Source organism: Lysinibacillus sp. NPDC096418, from assembly GCF_044762775.1.
Lineage (GTDB): Bacteria > Bacillota > Bacilli > Bacillales_A > Planococcaceae > Lysinibacillus.
Genome location: NZ_JBIWEY010000001.1, coordinates 367,637 through 386,290, shown reverse-complemented (window position 1 = coordinate 386,290; position 18,654 = coordinate 367,637). Strand labels below are relative to the sequence as shown.

The 18,654-nt window shown below is 35.3% G+C and carries 16 protein-coding genes, 1 pseudogene and 1 other annotated feature (1 of these 18 running past the window's edge); of the genes and pseudogenes, 10 read left to right on the top strand and 7 right to left on the bottom strand.

All coding sequences use genetic code 11. From position 1 onward, the window contains the following. Nucleotides 1-344: 344 nt before the first annotated feature. Together ACIQZG_RS01815 and ACIQZG_RS01810 are read left to right on the top strand one after the other, a co-directional pair. Complete coding sequence (locus ACIQZG_RS01815) at nucleotides 345-1,031, top strand: response regulator transcription factor (protein ID WP_402753441.1); 687 nt, start codon at nucleotides 345-347, stop codon at nucleotides 1,029-1,031. Further along, on the top strand, nucleotides 1,018-3,039 hold the full coding sequence (locus ACIQZG_RS01810; protein WP_402753440.1) for a HAMP domain-containing sensor histidine kinase: 2,022 nt from the start codon (nucleotides 1,018-1,020) through the stop codon (nucleotides 3,037-3,039). The genes ACIQZG_RS01815 and ACIQZG_RS01810 overlap by 14 nt, the downstream gene beginning before the upstream one ends. A gap of 522 nt (nucleotides 3,040-3,561) precedes the next feature. Here ACIQZG_RS01810 and ACIQZG_RS01805 read toward each other — a convergent pair. Then, the gene (locus ACIQZG_RS01805; protein WP_402753439.1) at nucleotides 3,562-4,401 is read right to left on the bottom strand and encodes a DUF1266 domain-containing protein; all 840 of its coding nucleotides are present in this window, start codon (nucleotides 4,399-4,401) and stop codon (nucleotides 3,562-3,564) included. Nucleotides 4,402-4,582: 181 nt separating this feature from the next. Here ACIQZG_RS01805 and ACIQZG_RS01800 point away from each other — a divergent pair, with 181 nt between their 5' ends. Beyond that, nucleotides 4,583-4,939 (top strand): hypothetical protein, encoded by a 357-nt coding sequence (locus ACIQZG_RS01800; RefSeq protein ID WP_402753438.1) that lies wholly within the window; start codon nucleotides 4,583-4,585, stop codon nucleotides 4,937-4,939. A gap of 600 nt (nucleotides 4,940-5,539) precedes the next feature. Then, nucleotides 5,540-6,100: an RNA 2',3'-cyclic phosphodiesterase gene (thpR, locus tag ACIQZG_RS01795; RefSeq protein WP_402753437.1), complete on the top strand. Its 561-nt coding sequence runs from the start codon at nucleotides 5,540-5,542 to the stop codon at nucleotides 6,098-6,100. Nucleotides 6,101-6,683: 583 nt separating this feature from the next. Here the strand turns inward: thpR and ACIQZG_RS01790 are convergent. From ACIQZG_RS01790 to ACIQZG_RS01775, 4 genes are all read right to left on the bottom strand, one after another. Then, nucleotides 6,684-7,988, bottom strand: coding sequence for an alpha/beta hydrolase family protein (locus ACIQZG_RS01790; protein WP_402753436.1), 1,305 nt, complete (start codon nucleotides 7,986-7,988; stop codon nucleotides 6,684-6,686). A gap of 185 nt (nucleotides 7,989-8,173) precedes the next feature. Next, nucleotides 8,174-8,608, bottom strand: coding sequence for a DUF3021 family protein (locus ACIQZG_RS01785; protein WP_402753435.1), 435 nt, complete (start codon nucleotides 8,606-8,608; stop codon nucleotides 8,174-8,176). Nucleotides 8,609-8,622: 14 nt separating this feature from the next. Continuing rightward, entirely contained in the window at nucleotides 8,623-9,072 is a 450-nt protein-coding gene (locus ACIQZG_RS01780) for a LytTR family DNA-binding domain-containing protein (protein WP_402753434.1), read from the bottom strand. 142 nt (nucleotides 9,073-9,214) lie between these two features. Beyond that, on the bottom strand, nucleotides 9,215-9,529 hold the full coding sequence (locus tag ACIQZG_RS01775) for a MazG nucleotide pyrophosphohydrolase domain-containing protein (protein WP_402753433.1): 315 nt from the start codon (nucleotides 9,527-9,529) through the stop codon (nucleotides 9,215-9,217). A gap of 52 nt (nucleotides 9,530-9,581) precedes the next feature. Here ACIQZG_RS01775 and ACIQZG_RS01770 point away from each other — a divergent pair, with 52 nt between their 5' ends. Beyond that, nucleotides 9,582-10,142 carry an LOG family protein gene (locus ACIQZG_RS01770; protein ID WP_402753432.1) on the top strand — a complete coding sequence of 187 codons (561 nt, stop codon included), beginning with the start codon at nucleotides 9,582-9,584 and terminating at the stop codon, nucleotides 10,140-10,142. Between the two features lie 294 nt (nucleotides 10,143-10,436). On the opposite strand, the gene ACIQZG_RS01765 is transcribed toward ACIQZG_RS01770, so the two are convergent. Further along, entirely contained in the window at nucleotides 10,437-12,089 is a 1,653-nt protein-coding gene (locus ACIQZG_RS01765) for a Sau3AI family type II restriction endonuclease (RefSeq protein ID WP_402753431.1), read from the bottom strand. A gap of 49 nt (nucleotides 12,090-12,138) precedes the next feature. Here ACIQZG_RS01765 and ACIQZG_RS01760 point away from each other — a divergent pair, with 49 nt between their 5' ends. The 3 genes from ACIQZG_RS01760 to dcm all read left to right on the top strand — a co-directional run bounded on the left by ACIQZG_RS01760 (nucleotide 12,139) and on the right by dcm (nucleotide 15,504). Beyond that, nucleotides 12,139-12,285 carry an IS3 family transposase gene (locus ACIQZG_RS01760; RefSeq protein ID WP_402753596.1) on the top strand — a complete coding sequence of 49 codons (147 nt, stop codon included), beginning with the start codon at nucleotides 12,139-12,141 and terminating at the stop codon, nucleotides 12,283-12,285. A gap of 115 nt (nucleotides 12,286-12,400) precedes the next feature. Then, nucleotides 12,401-13,762 (top strand): Sau3AI family type II restriction endonuclease, encoded by a 1,362-nt coding sequence (locus ACIQZG_RS01755; protein ID WP_402753430.1) that lies wholly within the window; start codon nucleotides 12,401-12,403, stop codon nucleotides 13,760-13,762. A gap of 491 nt (nucleotides 13,763-14,253) precedes the next feature. Beyond that, entirely contained in the window at nucleotides 14,254-15,504 is a 1,251-nt protein-coding gene (gene dcm / locus ACIQZG_RS01750; RefSeq protein ID WP_402753429.1) for a DNA (cytosine-5-)-methyltransferase, read from the top strand. Nucleotides 15,505-15,686: 182 nt separating this feature from the next. Here the strand turns inward: dcm and ACIQZG_RS01745 are convergent. After that, a pseudogene (locus ACIQZG_RS01745) lies at nucleotides 15,687-16,084 on the bottom strand ((deoxy)nucleoside triphosphate pyrophosphohydrolase). Nucleotides 16,085-16,283: 199 nt separating this feature from the next. On the opposite strand from ACIQZG_RS01745, the gene ACIQZG_RS01740 reads away from it, so the two are divergent. Both ACIQZG_RS01740 and nagE read left to right on the top strand, forming a co-directional pair. Next, a complete protein-coding gene (locus ACIQZG_RS01740; protein WP_402753428.1) occupies nucleotides 16,284-16,766 on the top strand; it encodes a PTS sugar transporter subunit IIA in 483 nt (160 codons plus the stop codon). A gap of 343 nt (nucleotides 16,767-17,109) precedes the next feature. Further along, nucleotides 17,110-18,549 carry an N-acetylglucosamine-specific PTS transporter subunit IIBC gene (nagE, locus tag ACIQZG_RS01735; RefSeq protein ID WP_402753427.1) on the top strand — a complete coding sequence of 480 codons (1,440 nt, stop codon included), beginning with the start codon at nucleotides 17,110-17,112 and terminating at the stop codon, nucleotides 18,547-18,549. Nucleotides 18,550-18,645: 96 nt separating this feature from the next. Further along, nucleotides 18,646-18,654: a binding site (T-box leader), on the top strand; it runs 238 nt beyond the window's last position.

Below are 18,654 nucleotides of genomic sequence, written 5' to 3'. Positions count from 1 at the left end.
TTACTCATTTTAATAGTAGTGTATATTGAATACTCGGTATTAGCAAAATCACAACTTAAAAATATCGAATCTATTGTACAAGGGATTCATCATCATATAGTGGAGGATTTCCGTTCCGGCAGGGCACTTTCCAGGGGCGTCTGATGAGCTGCTTCGGGGCAAAGTGTAACTGAATCAGGAAAAACAGAATTGTCTATTCGGCATAATTAATGCCCATAGGAAAACACTAAGAAAATCTTAAGAATTGGTGTGTAAATTTGTTAAGATTTAATTAGTATTATAACCTTATACGAATCCTATAGGAGTGATCACATGAGCCGAAAGAGATGGAGGAGTGAATGTAGTTGAACATTTTGATTTGTGATGATGATAAAGAAATTGTAAGGGCGATTAGCATTTATTTAGAAAATGAGGGATATCAAGTATTCAAAGCTTACAATGGTATGGAAGCAATCGATCTTATTCGAGATCACGTGATTCACCTCATTATTATGGATATTATGATGCCAAAAATGGATGGAATTACGGCGACGATGAAGATTCGGCAAGATAGTATGATTCCGTTAATTATGCTTTCTGCTAAGTCGGAGGATTATGACAAAATACTCGGATTAAATATCGGCGCAGATGATTATATGGCCAAGCCGTTTAATCCATTAGAACTTGTGGCCCGAGTGAAATCGCAGCTAAGAAGGTATACGACATTTGGGAGTCTTGAGGTGAGTAACAATGTATTGCAAACGGGCGGGCTCATGATTGATGATGAAAAGAAAGTCATTACCATTGATAAACAAGAGGTTCATTTGACACCAGTGCAGTATAAAATTTTAAAGCTTCTCACAGCAAATGCTGGGAGAGTATTCACAATTGAAGAGATTTATGAAAAGGTCTGGAATGAAAAGGCCATTAATCCAGAAAATACGGTTTCGGTTCATGTTCGAAAGATTCGAGAAAAAATTGAAATTAATCCGAAAGAGCCGAAATATTTAAAAGTTGTATGGGGAGTTGGGTATAAAGTTGAGAAATATTAGTCATGCACTCATTACGAAAGTAGTTGTGTTTGTGATTGCCGTCGTTTGTTTAACAGGTACAGCGAAGGCAATTTTCAACATGGAATTGAATGAGGTTCATCTAAGTAGTATAAATCAAGATAATTATTTTGAAAGCCGCGCATTCGCTGATGAAAGTTACAGCCTTATTTCCTCCTTGGCGCAATTAATCGGCAATTACAAAAGTGAAGAACATATTTTAAGCGGCAAGACATTAACAGAAGACGATATTTTCCGTTATTCATACAATTATAATCCGAATTTGAGTAGAGAGGAAAATAAGCGCATCTATCAAGAACAATATGCAGATGAAATAAATAGTGAAAAAGACGAAATCATGAGAGAACAAGTAAGAGAATTTCATCGGTTACGCAGCACACTAGAAGCATATGAAGGCATCGTGTTTTATGCGAGTGACGGTGAACATGTATTCTCCAATAGTGAACTAAATACGAAAGAGCAATTTGAATCATTTGGTGCATATATGCTATTTGAGGATTTTCAACAAACGCTTTATCCAAATGAAGTGAAAGAAAGCAGATACTTGGATTACTTTACACACCATGTTGAAGAGTTGAATCCACAAACAGACGTCTTTTATGTAGCGTTTAAAAAACCTTACTTAGAACAAAAAATGAAGGAATGGGAAAATAACAAAGCGATTGCCAAAAGTTTTCTTAATGAATTCATTGTATTTCTAGCAGGGTTTATTGTATCTTTTGTTTATTTAATCATTGTTATTGGAAGAACGTCATTTAAAGATAAAGAAGTTCATTTCCATGCCATTGACAAACTATATAATGATCTCAATATTGTGATAGTCGTTAGTTTAACAGCGCTGTGGATATCAATGATTGTTGAAGTGTTGCAAGAAATGTACATGCTTCTCACAGTACCTATTATTATCATTGTCTTATTGATGATTTTATCGCTCGTAAAGCATATCAAAAATAGATCATTGCTTCAGCATACACTCATCTATCAAATTCTCAAGAAGGTTTGTCTTGCGGTGAAAAATGTATTTGATAATGGCAGTGTAGGTGTGAAAACCGTACTGCTTGTCATTGGCTATCCAATCGTAGTTGCGGCAACGTTTTTCGTGTTCCCGATTACCATAGGTCTAGCTGCCTGGTTTGCGATGAAAAAGGTGAAGTCGTTTAACCGCATTAAAGAGGGCGTAGAGCAAATTAAGAATGGCGATCTTCATCATCGAATTGAAGTAGACGGAAAAGGCGAGTTTAGCCAACTTGCAGCGAACATTAACAGTATTACTGATGGGTTAAAAGAGTCGGTGGATAGTGAGATCAAGAGCGAGCGTTTAAAAACAGAGCTCATTACGAATGTTTCGCATGATATCAGAACGCCTTTAACGTCAATCATTACGTATGTCGATTTATTAAAAATAGAAAAAGACCCTGAACTAATTGCTGAATATATAGACGTGTTAGATCAAAAATCGAAAAGACTCAAGTTTTTAACAGATGATTTATTTGAAGCAGCGAAAGCGTCAAGTGGCAGTATGCCTGTTCAGTTAGAACGGATTGATATCGTATCATTACTAACGCAAGGGATAGGAGAAATGGGTGAAAAAATTGAAGCGTCGGCATTAGATTTTAAGTTAGCCTACCCAACAGAAAAGGTGTATGTTCAGGCTGATGGTAAACTCCTATGGCGCTCCGTCGAAAACCTATTCTCGAATATTTTTAAATACGCACAGCCTGCATCAAGGGTATATATTAATGTTGAAGATTTAGGCAATGAAATACTCGTGACATTTAAAAACATTTCAGCATATGAATTAAATATTTCAGTCGATGAGCTAATGGAACGCTTTAAACGCGGAGATGAATCTCGAACAAGTCAAGGTAGTGGATTAGGGTTGTCGATTGCTGAAAGCCTTATACACCTCCAGCATGGAAAGTTCTTAGTGCAAGTAGATGGCGATTTATTTAAGGCGATGATTTATCTACCGAAATTTCAAAATGAATAATGTAGCAAAGGAATAGGATATATGAGTATCCTATTCTTTTTTTGAATAGGTATAACTAATAAAAGTGATAGATATGCTGTTAGAATTTTCAAGGTTCTTCAGGTATAGAAAAACACGCTTACGCTAGAGAATTAGACGTGCGACAAAATCTGGCTGCAATTAAAAAATATATAAGTATTTCAATTTTGGAAAATGAGCTAAGTCGAGTTAGAGAATGCTCTTTGCTTTTTTAAAACGCCATAAATAATGCTGTGAGCTTAACGTAAGAAGCTGATTTGTATAAATGGGTATTATTTTTGCTTTGCTCGCTATGGGAGTGTGAAGAATGGGACGAGGTATTCTTTTTCATGAGAGATTCCTCGTTCCGTCAATGTTTGTCTAGTAACTTACATTGTACAAGAGGAATCTCTTTTTATTTATTGATAGAATTTGAAAAATCAACAAAGGTGCTAAACTAAATGATCAAACTTTATTCTAAAACTAATAATGACAGTCAACACACACAATCTTTTAGACATTGTCCTATGCTAAATTATTGGCTTCTAGTTTAGGTTGTTTAATGTTAAATTCATTCCAAACCGAGTCCTTTTCACCTAGCAATTCTTTTCCGTTCCAAAGGATGTCGTAAATGTCACCCTCGTAAGCAAGTGCTCGGCCAAAGGCAAATGAAATAAAATAGTCCTTCCAAGATTGAAAGACATTGCTGGCAGCATCTGCAGCTCTTTCTATATAGCCCCATGCCTCTTCTTCGGATATATAACCAAGTATGTAGCTCCATCTTGCAATATTTACAGCGCGGTCTAAATCCCATGCAGCAATGGTGTTCACTCGGTCAAAATCGGATTTAGTAAAGGAAAGCTTCTTCATCAGCGCAACTTGGGCTGATTCATAGCATTCCTGCGATTTCCCTATTTCTTCCTCTGTAAAGAACTGGCCAGCTTTCAACGCCATAAGAAGCTGATCATAATCCGGACGATGCCCTTCAATAAGCAGCCATTCCAGGACTTGTATAGCCTCCTCCCGATTTCTAACATCCCAAGCTGAAGATAGTCCTTCTCTCAAAGTTTCCTTATCTACCTTCACCGCCAGTATCTGCGGTGACTCAGACCGATAAAGAGAGAGGTTGGCACCGTAGGCAAGTAAATGCTGTTTCTCTTTTGGTAAAGGATTAGCCATCTCCATTGCTAATCGCGTTTTTTTATTCTGTTTCTCAGTTCGTTTGCTTGCTGAAATCAAACCCACGATTAGTAAAATCACAATCGTTGCTATAGCTCCTATAATATACAGAAAAGTATTCAAATCATCACGTTCCTCTCCATGTTTTTTGGGTGCACAGTTAAAGGTATTTTTTCTTACGAACACTTGTTGTCGTCATAAAAATAAATAAGAGTGAGTGGCTAGGTGGGGACTTTGCCTTATTTTTAGTTTGATCAAATTGTTGCCGAGTACTGACTCTGGGTGATATTCTTAAAGCCCAGTTTTGGAACAGACTTCGCTACCTTTAAGTAGATGAAACTATTATTCCGAAAAGAGGAGGCGAGTGTTGATTCGAAAACAGGGTAAGCGAGGTGAAGCGGCCGCCAAAAATGGAATTGCCAATGAAAAAGTATACATTCTTGTAGTACGTCATCGTTGGAATTATATAATCAGTGTGGTTGTAATATATGGACGTATTAACTCCACCATTTCGAATCGGGGACCGATAAAAAACACTGTGAAAAAATGGTTGTTTCCCTGCAGAAAAACGATATGTACAGAAGGGATATTTCTTATCCAAAACGTATTTGTATTTCATCTACGAATTAAGACTTTCTTTTCTCCCTTTCGAGGTATCGTTACAAAATACGCCAACTATTACTTAGCTAGGCATCGTTTCATTGACGAAAGATTAGCACCGTAAGTAAAAGATATGTTTCTTACTACACTGAGGTACCCGCTAAAAGTTACCTGCATCGGATTTTCAGTATACTGCGAGACAACCATGAGAAATCTCCCCTCTAAGCTCTACAAAATTTAAAACTGCGCCATTAATTTACCTACAACCAGAGGGGGATACCGTGTTACCTGTGTTCTACCACCCTTATGTATTGTAACATAATATTCAGTTAACATTTTGAATGTATGGATAATTATGGATAGTTGTAAAGTATGAAATGTAATATATAAAATTGGGAAAATCGATGGAAGTGGCAGGTATGTGAGTGGGTGATATTATGTGGTCTGAAAAGATTGTGTTTATCTATTTGGGGAGCAACACTCATTCTTTAATTTCCGTATTATTGCATATACATCCGTTCTAAAGATGAAAAAATCGCTCAAGTCTCTCATTAGTCTTTTGATTTTTTGAGATAGTAATTTTAGAGAAAGTGTTATGTATGGTTTATTGCAATTAAAAGATTGGGGGATCCATTGTAACGTACGATTGAATAAAATAATTAATCGACGGTATTTTATTTGGATTTGTACAAATCCTATTATAAAAATAACAGAGGGGATTTAAATGAATAATCATTATTTTTGGGCTGTCCGATTACCAGATTTCATAAAGCGAAATATTCAGGATGAGATGACAAGTGTTAAACAAATTCTTCAGTTTAAGCGTTGGGTCCATATGAAGGATTATCATATTACCCTTGCTTTTCTTGGGTCAGTGCATCAACAACAGTTGCAACCTGTTATCGAATTAGTGAGGAATGCCATTAAGGATGAGAAAGCTTTTCCGTTGCAGATTCAAGGTTTAAATGTTTTTGGAAATAATAAATCCCCACGAATATTATGGGCTGCCGTCCATCAGGAAAATAAATTATTCCAACTACAAAGAATCGTTCATGAAAAATGCCTAGAAGCTGGCTTTACATTGGAAAATCGACCATACCATCCGCATATTACATTGGCGCGAAATTGGACAGGTCTTGAAGAATTTAAGTTAGAGTTATTAGCAAAGTATAATCCTTTCCGTGAAAATCCTTTATCATTTCAAGCGGGTGAAGTTGTATTATATAAAACAAATTTAGAACAACTCCCCAAATATGAACCAATTGCAGCCTTTTCCCTTATTTAAATATAGGCTCTGTACCATGCTCTAGATAAACGAAATGATACATTCATCTAGTTTGTGCAATTTTTATCGATTTCTCTATGTGTTATGTTGTCTTTTTTTAGTAATTTCCCATCCGACAGTGTAATTTTTAGTGCAATCATTATACGCGAGCATGCCTTCGAAGTAAATAAATACTTAACTTTTGCGGGTGGTGCTATGGTGATTGAGTTGCTTTAAGAGGATGATTGAGGGAAATAAGCGAGAAGTAATGTTACTTGGAATCTTATGTGAAAATCCTTTTATTTAAGAATTGGATATTAAAAGGTTAATATATAATGGGTTTTAGGATTTTTTACTGGAGAACTGAATGAGGTTTTATTAACATGAGAATTCCATCGTTTAATTAATAATAATTATCTAGATAAAATAAAAAGGCTAACTATATACAATTTATATTTGTATATTGCAGCCTTAAATCGAATTTATATTTAATTACTTTTTCCTTTGAAGAACAATCGAAAAAAACGAAGAGCATCTAAACATTTTATTCAATAAATCTTTCTTGAACTTAATATATATGTCTTTTATAGCTACTAGATAAACATCAATATGTTTCTTCGGGAGTGAAATGGCCTTTGTCTTTTAACGTATAGTCAAAAAATTCAAGAATGAGTTCATTTTCCTTTTCAATACAGTAATATTGATCAATGTCGGCCTTCCCGCCTTGCAGTATATTTGCAAGTATAGGAGAGAAAAGTGGTAAATCGGTCAAGCTTAAATGTTTTGCCCCTTTAAAATGAGTAGTATATGCATCTTTGAAGTGCTCATTATTGAGTTTGTTTGCTACGTAAGTAGAGTTGCTTTCGAGTTGTTCCCAAACATCGTCAGAATAGATGTTAAGAAGAGGGATCGTAAAATCTTCGTCACGCGCTACAAAATCATTCATTTCACTATTATAAACAAGCTCACTAAAGAAGGGGGCGTCAATATTTACAACTGCATCTATATCATTACGTTCTTTACCTACCCAAACACTTGCAGCTCCGCCCATGGAGTGACCGAACACACCTATTTCCTCAGTATTGATATGTTGATAAACGGTGCTATCGTCTCTTTTGGCTTTCTCAACTACCGTATCAATGACAAAATTAATATCGTCTCTTCTCAATTTCATCCATTTTTGAATGAGTCCATAGACTTCTCCCTTCGTGTAAATACCTTTTTTATTGGAATTGCTGAATTCAAGATAAGTATCTGAATTAATTAAAGCCTTCGTTCCATCCTCTGATGCAGTATAAAAGGAGTGATATGGATGATCGATTGAAACGACTACATAACCGTGGCTTGCAAGCTCCTTATAGGTAGAGGTATTACTTGCCTTAATACCATATGCTCCATGTGAGAACACCAATAGAGGGTGTTTTTCATCTGCCTTTTTAGGATACCAAAATCCCACATTAACAAATCTGTTGTCTCCCTTGTCGGTAAACTCCTCTATTCGTTTTTTGTCAATATATGTGTAAGTAGCGGTTGAGACTTCATATTTACCTGTCACTTTTGGTGATTTATGCTGCGGAAATACAATTGCTGGTGCAATTGCAATTACGAAAACCGATATCATGATAATGGTTTTCCACACAATTTTAGAAGTTTTATATTTTTTTGTACTTGTTTTGTTACGGGCAAGAGATACAGTTCCCTTAACTGCTAAAATGAAAAGCAGTATGGCGAGCATACCCCAGCGGAAACTCCACACAATCACCGATGAAAGTGTGAGAATGACAAATGCTAAGAATAAAGCAATCCTAATCCAATTCTTCATTTTTTTATAGTATTGCTTCGTTACTATGCAGTAGATTGAAAATACAATCTCAAAAGCCAAAGCGATCAATAATAATAAAGTTCCCATAGTAGTTACCCCTTCCTTTTTTAAAAATTTCTTATGCACTGATCATAAAAAATGGCTGAAAGGATGTATATAGAAAAACGGTAAGTTGTATCTACGATCGAATAAGATGCAAAAAAGCGGTAAGCTTTTTAGCTTACCGCATAATAATCTGCTAGCAGACAACTGCTGCTTTATGATTTTATGGACTACTCAAATTCTTCTTTCTTAAATGCTTTTAGTTTTTCGTTGATTTTTTGTGCCTCTTTTTTATCCTTTTGCCATGACAACAAACGAACTATGAGATAGATTACGGCAATTTGCAGTGCCAAAATGATGCCATCTAATGCACGATTCACAATACCGAAAATGCTTCCAAGGATAATCAATAGAATCTCTAAAGTAAAAAAGTGAATGGCCATTCTTATACGCATTTTCTTCTCACTTATATCATTAGGAAAATACAAAATAAGTCCAATTAAGGCACTTGAAAGTGAAAAAGCCATAATAATATAAATTGAATTCAAATCAAAGTCCATATTTGGATTATATATTTGTCGCAAAATAGTAATAATAATTATGATGGATGCGAAGATAGTCAAAAAATCTTTAACAATCTTTTGTACAATTGCGATAACCCACATATTTTCCCCTCCTTCTATAATCCAAGCATATTTTTAAGGACAGGCACATACTGCCTTGATACAACAGCACGTTCCCCATTATCAAGCATTGCTTCAAATCGGCCACTTATGGACGGATTAATAGAAGAAATTTTGGCTATGTTCAATATTGTTGATTTTGATGCACGAAAACAGTTCTTTCCCTGCAATAATTCCTCAAGCTCATAAAGCTTTTGTTTTACCTCAAAAACGTTATTCTTGCAGTAAATAAAAACCTTTCCGTCAACTGCCTCGAAATAATAGATATTACTAAGCTTAATACGGTGAACTTCATCATTTTGATGTCCGAGTATTATGAGGTTTTCAGTTTTCAGCTTATTTACGAGTTCGTATATTTCGTCATCCACTTCATGACACCTTATGATGATTTCTTCCTTCATTTCTTTGCTAATTTCTTCTATTGAAATTTTCATATTATCACCCACGAAAATTCAAATTATTTCTCGTCGACTACACAATCTGATCTGGATAATGCTTACATCCTTGAACGTTGAGATGACAACGATTTAGGTAGTTTTGTTAGTTTGAAACTTTTATGTAGGGACTTTATAAAGGTTACATGCATTATTATTGATATCGTTTTGTTAGTTTATCTTTATGGCTTAACATAATTTCAGTTAAATCAATTTCGTACTTATCAGCTAAAATAAATAAATTATCAAGAACATCGCCTAGTTCTTCTTTTAAATTCTCAATTTGGTCTTCTTTTGGTAGAGTTTCTTCGTCTGGACGATCACGCCCAATTTCAATTGTTCGAATTGCTTTTGAAACTTCACCAACCTCTTCCGTTAAAAAATTTACACGAATAAAGGGGTTTAAGTCATACCAACCTCGTTTTTTATAAAATTCTGTTATCCATTTTTGGTATTCAAAAATATTCAATGAAAATCACTCCTTATACTTCTATAATGATAGCATAAAGGAGGAATGAAATTTGAATATTTCAGTTTATTGTGGTGCAAGTCTAGGTAACAAGGATTTATACGAAGAGGCAGCAAAATCACTTGGAAAATGGATTGCCGAAAATGGTCATACTTTAGTATATGGCGGAGGAAAGGCTGGACTAATGGGTGTGATTGCAGATGAAGTTTTATTACATAACGGTAAAGTAATCGGCATTATTCCAACATTTTTAGTTGACCGAGAGCTAAGTCATCCTAATTTAACTCGTTTAGAAGTTGTTCATTCCATGTCTGAACGTAAAAACAAGATGATTGAATTAGGGAACTGCTATATTGCACTGCCTGGGGGACCTGGAACTCTAGAAGAAATCTCTGAGGTAATTTCATGGGCAAGAATTGGACAACATCAAAATCCATGTATTTTATTCAATGTAGGTGGCTACTACGATAAATTAAAAGATTTTTATGATGATATGGTAACAAACGGTTTTTTAACTGAAGCAGATAAAAAAGCAATGCTGTTTTCCAACTCATTCATCGAAATCGAACAATATATTACAAATTATATACCACCAATGGTACGTACATATTAATTTTAGGGAACAGCCGCTATTAGTATAAAATAGCTAAGCTGTTTGTTCTAATAGGTGCAAATGGCATAGAGATTAGCGGTACTAAAAATCGTATATAGACTAGTTACGTTGAACCGTATCATAAGTAAATGAGGTTTATTGGTGCTGAGTAGCTATACCTAAAATAATATAGGATGCTCTGAAAAATAATAATCCCTAGTATGAGTATTATTTATCATAAAAGTCGATAAATTAAAGGTAGATAAAAAAAGCTTACCATTTTGGTAAGCTTTTTTATTAGATTAATGCATTATTCTACAACAAATCTTTAATTTGTTCATAAATATATTCTTTACTTAACCACCAAGCTTGTTTCGTCATATAATCATCCGTAAAATTTTCCCTTTCACTCTCTGGTCGATTTATCCATTTTGCTGGATGAGGTAATTTCCTAGAATTATTCATTAATTTCTTTTTAGGAACCCCTTTAACTACTGTGTCTTTATAGTATTTTGATCTGTATAGAGCTACTTGGGCATCGGGACGAAGATGTAAAATATCATTAAGAGATGGTTTAATGAAATTATTATGTATTCTGGTTTCATTATTTTTATTTTTGGTAAAAGTTAGTTCAACACCATTTTTTAGTTTTTCAACCTCTATTTTCCATACCCTTTTTACTGGCCCTTCTATATCAGGAATTGACATATTCCAAAATTTAGCTCCTACAAAAATAATATGCTCAGGGTTTGATTCATACGAATTGCTATCTTTTTTCTGTTTATTAAAATCGTTAAAGACTAGTAGTAAAAATTTTTTCCTTTCTAAGAAATCATAAACTCTTGATTCCTCCCAATATTCGTTAACCAGTTCAGAAAATGAAGGGATCCCCATGAATTTGAAATGCTCTTTTGGTTGTCCCATCCTTAAAGTAACCGTTTTTAAACTAATTTCTGCTTTTTCGATTTCTTCTGAAGTGACCTCATCTGTAGAGGTTGGCAAATTAAGAATTCCACGGATTATCATGTTATTAATATTTTTTTGCGACTGACTTTTGCCTACTTGGATACCAAGTTTTTGAATCAAATCACTTTGTTTCAAACCGTAATAGGGAGTAAAGCGGGATACAATAATTTCCTCAAGAGTTTTCTTTTCTAACTCTCTAACATCTTTCACAATACTATTAATTGCTTCGGTATGGTCTTGTCCAATAATATGATTATTTATGAGTTCATTAATGAATTTTGCTTTAAATGAATATGCTCTAGGCTTTGCAGGAACATCTGTATTCTTCTGTTTTGTAAATTCATCACCAGTTGTTGACTTTGTACATGCTCCTAGATAATTTGTGAGCCCCTCAGATAATTGTTCGGCTTTATCAGAGTTAATATATTCAGATATTTTTTTCCAGTCCTGTTTGATGATTTCTAAATCTTTCTCAGGAATTTCTATTACAGTATCTTTAGGCAAGCCAAAATCTTTTAACTCTGTCATTGAAAGTAGATTCGCATATAATACTCGGAATTTTGTCCTATCTTCAAACATTTCTCCGCTAGAAATTTTTTTCTTATGCGAAACATCACGTCTATAATATTGAATTAATTCAATTAGCTTATTCTTATGCCAAAAGGAGCTTTGTTCAAATGATTTACCATATTCATTTTGATAATTAATTTTATTTAAAACAAGTCTCTCCCCAGCAATAAACTTTGTGACTTTTCTCCTTTTAACATTTTTTACTTGTTTATCTATGGGGGTAACTTTTAATTCTACACCAGCTTCTGGAAAATCGGGTTCGGCGTAATTATCTGCAGGGTGTTCAAACCAAACTTGCTCTATTACATTGCCTGGATAAGATTTATTTTTCACATTCTTAGTGCTCTTTACATCAATTTCTCCAAGAGTCTTTCCAACCACTTCTAATGCTCTTTTATGTACTTTCTCCTTAGTATTATAGACACAACTCAAATCAATCCACTCCTCTAATATAACGAACAACAATATTTAATTATAGTATATCAAAGTTATTAAGGCGGATATTGTAAAAGGAAGATACTTTGAAAGTTTAGAACAATTAAAATTGGAATTAGATGATTATATTCATTGGTTTAACCATTTCAAAATACAAGGAAAACTTGGATACCTAAGTCCACTTGAATATTAAATAGGATACTTTAAAAAGTTGTCTTGTTCAGCATCGATAAACCAATATTTTATATTATAATATAAATATGGTAAATATTATTTTATGGAAATAAGAATTTAAGGAGGCTGCGGTAATGATTTATGAAACAGAACAGGCACTTTTATATAAAGCGAACGGGGCCCGTGGAAAGACATTTCGAGAGATTGACCAGCACGGCCGTTTAGATAGTAAACGTTCTAGAGGTGCTCTCGGGCAAATTATTGAAGAAAGCTTTTTTGGATATGAAGTGAATAGTAATGCAGAGGCAGATTTTGCGAATTTAGGTATAGAGTTAAAGGTGACACCTTTTAAGCAAAATAAAGATAAAAGTTTGTCGGCAAAAGAGAGATTAGTTCTAAACATCATTAATTATATGACAGAAGCGGAAAAGGGTTTTTACGACTCAAGCTTTTGGAAGAAAAATCAGAAATTATTATTAATGTTTTATGAATGGAAAAAGGAATTAAATCGTGGTGATTATAGAATTATCGAGACAATCCTTTTTGAGTATCCAGAAGAAGACTTAGCTGTTATTAAATCTGATTGGGAGTTGATTCAAGAGAAAATCAATTCGGGTTTAGCACATGAGTTATCAGAAGGAGACACACAATATTTAGGTGCATGTACTAAGGGAGCTAATAAAAATTCATTACGAGTTCAGCCTTATTCTAAAGAACTAGCAATGCAACGGGCCTTTTCTTTGAAGCAATCATATATGACAGCACTTATAAGACAATATATTTCAAAGGAGAAGTTAGTCAATTTTTCTACCCTTCAAGAACTTCAGGAAAAATCAATTAAACAATTATTAAATGAACGGTTTTCTCCTTTTATAGGAATGACTATGGAGGAAACTGCAGGAAAGCTAAATATTCAGGTTAATCCTAAAAATCGTTCGGCAGTTCCAAATTTAATTAGCGCATTATTAGGAGTTAAAGGAACAAAATTAGATAAAATTGCTGAGTTTGCAAAGGCGAATATTCAATTTAAAACAGTACGCTTACAACCAAATGGGAAACCTAAAGAAAGTATGTCCTTTAAAAATATTGATTTTGAAGAAATCGCTCATGAAGAATGGGAAGAAAGCTATATTAGAAATTACTTTGCGGAAACACAAATATTATTTGTGGTCTTTCAGTTTGATAGTGAAGGAGCATTACGTTTCAAAGGTATTAAGCTATGGCATATGCCTGCGCAAACAATTGAGCGGGAGCTGTTCGATTACTGGACTGAAATTCGCAGGGTATTAGCAGAAGGGGTAATTGTTACTCAAACTAAAAAGGGAATGGAAAATAACTTTCCTAAATCAAATTTTAATGGTGTTGTTCATGTACGGCCAAAAGGGGCGGACGGTAGTGATACAGTACAGCTTCCTGATGGGCAAAGTATTACAAAGCAATGCTATTGGCTAAATGCTAGTTATATTGCGGAAATAGTAAGTGATTTGGATGAGTAGTATTGGTTTAGCTGTTTAAACCAGTAATTTACTTGAATAAAAATTAGTATTTTGGGACATTAAAGTTATCGGAGTTCTCAAAAAAATAAGAGGTGAATGATTAAAGTTAGAAGGGGTAAACCAAATGATGGGGTTATTCACTAAGCTATGAGATATTTCGATTGAATAAATCAAGAGTAAAGTTTGAGTGATTACGTTATGGATAGAAGCATTTGTTGTAGCAGTTGATATTCCAAATGAAGTAATTAGATTAAAAAAGTGGTTTGAAAGAGTTTTTATTTAAGGTAAATAGACTTCTGTAACAGATGAATGGCCGAATTAAGTTTAATTAAATATATTTATAATGAATAAAATAAAAACCTTGAATTTATTAGGTGCAATAAATTCAAGGTTTTTGAAATTGTCGGTTAATATATGATTTGAAATAAAATAGTTGATCTTTTCTTAGATTTTTATTATAATGTAATTAAGAAGAGAAAGGATGTTCGCTTATGTCAAATACTCTGAATGTAGTCGAGTTGTTTGCGGGTGTCGGCGGATTTAGGTTAGGTTTAGAAAAAGCGAACGCTGATATTTTTAAAACAGTGTGGGCTAACCAATGGGAGCCGTCTCGCAAAGTACAACATGCGTTTGAATGTTATACAAGTAATTTTGATGAAGGAATTCATAGTAATGAGGATATTACAACTGTACCCGATAAGGTGTTTCAAGAGCTTGAGATAGATATGTTAGTCGGTGGCTTTCCATGTCAAGATTATTCGGTAGCCCGTTCGCTATCTGGAGAAAAAGGACTTGAAGGCAAGAAGGGTGTATTGTTTTGGGAGATTAAGCGTGTGCTTGAGAACTCGCACCCAAAGTATGTATTACTTGAAAATGTGGATCGATTGTTAAAATCACCTTCAAAGCAACGTGGTCGTGATTTTGCAGTAATGTTAGCAACGTTTCGTGATTTGAATTACATTGTGGAATGGCGTGTTGTGAATGCTGCTGAATATGGGGCTGCACAAAAGCGTCGTCGTGTGTTTATTTTTGCTTATAAAAATAACCTAGATTATGCACAGGCGCAAAGTGTCTTTTCAATGGATCATGTTGTGTTTAAAGAAGGTTTTTTTGCTAAGACATTTCCTGTTTTAAACGAGCCGTATAAAAATCGTATTGGGACGGTTGAATTGCCTAATGATTTAGTGGAGATTTCAGAGTCATTTTCCTTTGCTTTTCATACAGCAGGACTGATGATTGGTGATCAAGTATTTACTACGCAAACACAAGCAACTCATGAAGATTTCATTCCATTAAAAGATATTTTGATGGATGAAGCTACTGTGGATGAGTCCTACTATTTGAGTGAAGCAGCAACAGAGAAATTTGCTTATTTACGTGGGCCTAAGAAAATTGAGCGTACCTCCGCTGAAGGACATAAATATATATTTTCAGAAGGTGGTATGTCGCCAACTGATGATATTAACGGTCCAGGGCGTACAATGTTGACGAGTGAAGGTTCTATTAACCGTAGTACACATATTGTGGAAGTAAACGGGCGTAAACGTTATTTGACACCTGTTGAGTGTGAGCGTTTAAATGGTTTCCCTGATAATTGGACAAATACAATGCCAGACCGTATGCGCTATTTTTGCATGGGTAACGCATTAGTGGTTGATTTAATTCAGAAAATGGGACAAGCGATTGTTGAAATTGATACGAATGAACGTATTACATCGGAGCAAATAGAACTGAATATTTGATATTAGGACTGTGGGAAATCACAGTCTTTTTTTTCTGTTTTGAATATATGCCCATGAAACTTTGGTATTTCATCGCCCACTATTTCAGGAAGTGACTGACTGAATTTGGGTAATCAATATGCTTGTTATTAAACATAGTTACAAATTTTAAAGCAGGGTTGATAGAAGATTTCATTCGATTTTTAGGCCTTATGTTCGTTCAGAATTATTTCAATTGCTGGAATATCGGCAGGAGCTAAGTTTAGTTGAAGGAGTTGTTCGAGAGGAACTCTTTTTGTTTCAGGGTGTTCTAAAGCGATAAGTTCACCTGTTAAACTTTATAAGTTTCTAAGCGTACGATAATCTTTTCATACTCGTAAGGAGTATCTTCAAATTTTTCCCCAACCTTAATGGAGCAATTGAATTCCTCTGTAATTTCTCGTGTTAACGCTTGTTCAGGTGTTTCCGCAGCTTCGATTTTGCCACCAGGAAATTCCCAATAGTTTGCTAATATCATTTCGGGACTTCTTAGCGTGCAAAGGATCTCTTTCTTTTTATTTTCAATTATTGCACCGACTACATGTACATTTTTTTTATTAATAAATCACCCTGAATTATATTTATAAATTAATCATAGCTGAATTTCTGAGAATGAGCAGCAATTATGAATAAATTGTTTGCTTTGGATTATTTTATATCTGTAATGCTTTCTTCAGTTCTGCATCATCCGACAAAACAATATAGTGGAGTATACATTTTTAGATTCCATCTACATGAACCATTCAAAGGAGGTCGAGCGGATGCTGTCAAAATTTTTCGGTAAACGGAAGTTGTCCATTTATGCACCTGTGGATGGTGAGATTTTGTCGCTTGAGCAAGTACCCGATCCCATTTTTAGCGACAAAATGTTAGGTGAGGGACTAGCGATTATGCCGACAAAGGGGCATATACATGCACCGATTAATGGAACGGTCATGCATGTGGCCCAAACGAAGCATGCAATTGGCCTCCGTTCAAAGGATGGCACAGAACTTCTTATTCACATTGGTTTGGAAACGGTTTCACTAAAAGGGAAAGGTTTTACCGTCTTAGTAAAAGAGGGGGATATCGTTTCTGTTGGGCAACTAATAGTCGCAGTAGATTGGGATTTTATAGAGGCAAATGCGAAGAGTATCATTACACCAATTGTCATCACAAATAGCGCAGCTCGACAAATACAATACGAAGGGTCAAAGGAAGGTATTATGGGTGAAACATTGTTAATGACTGTCTATCCGAAATAAGAGAAGGGGGCATTCACTCAGTCATCAAAGAAAGGAACATGCTGTCATCTTTTATGTTTTTTGGTTCTTCACCAAAAGGTGGGGGCGACATATTAAATAAAGCGTTTGTTGATTGGAGTGGAGCCAGTGTGACTCCTTGGGAATCAGCGTCACAGATAAGACCCTGGAGCGAGCGTAGCGAAACTGTGTTTTGTCGCGGAAGCGAAGCGTCAGCAACCAGTGAAGCGGCTTATCGGACGCCCCTAGGAAAGCACGCTGGCGTAACGGAAATCAACTCCTAGTTATGGTGATGGACCATTTTTAAAACTGTACCTCATTAACTATGAAAAGGGGATCGTTTCGAATGAAGAAGTATCTACAAAGACTTGGTCGCTCTTTAATGTTACCGGTTGCTGTGTTGCCTGCAGCTGCTATTTTGATGGGGATTGGATATTGGATTGACCCTTCTCCTACTGGCTGGGGTTCGGGTAGTGTCTTAGCGGCGTTTTTAATCAAGGCGGGGGCGTCGATAATTGATCATATTCCGATTTTGTTCGCGGTAGGGGTTTCTTTTGGGATGGCGAAGAATAAGGACGGATCAGCGGCGATTAGTGGTTTGGTGGCTTTTTTAGTTGTGACGACAATGCTGTCAACGGACACGGTTGCGCTTTTGCAAGGTGTGGATGTGGAGAGTGTGGATGCTGCGTTTGATAAGATTGATAATGCATTTATAGGTATTCTTTCAGGGTTGATAGCAGCAGCGATGTATAATCGCTTTAGTCAAGTCAAGCTTCCTGATTTCTTGGCGTTCTTTAGTGGCAAGCGACTTGTGCCAATTATGTCATCTATCGTGATGATTTTTGTTTCCGCACTGTTATTTTATATTTGGCCAATTGTATTTGGTGCATTGGTATCATTCGGTGAAAGTATTAGTGCTTTAGGTGCTGCAGGCGCTGGTTTGTATGGTTTCTTTAACCGTCTATTAATTCCTACGGGCTTACATCATGCATTAAATTCTGTATTCTGGTTTGACACAATAGGTATTGATGATATCGGGAAGCTCTGGGATGGCTCTGGTGTTAAAGGGGTAACGGGCATGTATCAAGCTGGTTTCTTTCCAGTCATGATGTTTGGCTTACCAGCTGCAGGTCTTGCAATGTATCATACAGCGAAAACTAAACGGAAAAAGCAAGTGGCATCTTTAGTGCTTGCAGCAGGCTTTGCATCATTCTTTACAGGTGTTACTGAACCACTTGAATTTTCATTTATGTTCTTAGCACCTATGCTTTATGTGGTGCATGCGGCGTTAACGGGTCTTTCTTTATTTATCGCGGCTTCCTTCCAATGGACTGCAGGGTTTAGCTTTAGTGCAGGGTTTGTTGATTATATCTTAAGCATGCAATTGCCACTTGCCAATATGCCACTCATGTTGGTGTTGCAAGGATTAGTGTTTGCTGTGATTTACTATTTTGTATTTAGATTCTTAATTGTGAAATTTGATCTAAAAACACTTGGTCGTGAAGATGATGAGGAGGAATTCATAGCAATTTCATCAGATAAATCTTTCGCGAAGTTAGCGGCTGATATTTACGAAGGTTTAGGTGGCTTTGCTAATGTCGTATCTATTGATTATTGTGCGACGCGTTTACGTATTGAAGTCAAGGAGATGGGGAGAGTAAATCAGAAGCAGATTAAAGATACCGGTGTGTTTGGCATTAATATTATAGGGCCACATAGTATTCAAGTTATTGTTGGTACGAATGTTCAGTTTGTTGCAGATGAGATGGCAAAGTTGAAAAAGTAATGTGGAATCGTCGATAGATGTTTATGAGTACGCTATTCTTCTTGAATTGCAGTACCATATTATTGTATAATCACATTTGAATGTAAATAATTTATAATAAATGCT

Excerpts from the sequence above, each read along its gene's own strand:
- thpR (WP_402753437.1), top strand. The coding sequence starts at position 5,540 with ATGAATAATCATTATTTTTGGGCTGTCCGATTACCAGATTTCATAAAG.
- ACIQZG_RS01790 (WP_402753436.1), bottom strand. The coding sequence starts at position 7,988 with ATGGGAACTTTATTATTATTGATCGCTTTGGCTTTTGAGATTGTATTT.
- ACIQZG_RS01785 (WP_402753435.1), bottom strand. The coding sequence starts at position 8,608 with ATGTGGGTTATCGCAATTGTACAAAAGATTGTTAAAGATTTTTTGACT.
- ACIQZG_RS01755 (WP_402753430.1), top strand. The coding sequence starts at position 12,401 with ATGATTTATGAAACAGAACAGGCACTTTTATATAAAGCGAACGGGGCC.
- dcm (WP_402753429.1), top strand. The coding sequence starts at position 14,254 with ATGTCAAATACTCTGAATGTAGTCGAGTTGTTTGCGGGTGTCGGCGGA.
- ACIQZG_RS01740 (WP_402753428.1), top strand. The coding sequence starts at position 16,284 with ATGCTGTCAAAATTTTTCGGTAAACGGAAGTTGTCCATTTATGCACCT.
- nagE (WP_402753427.1), top strand. The coding sequence starts at position 17,110 with ATGAAGAAGTATCTACAAAGACTTGGTCGCTCTTTAATGTTACCGGTT.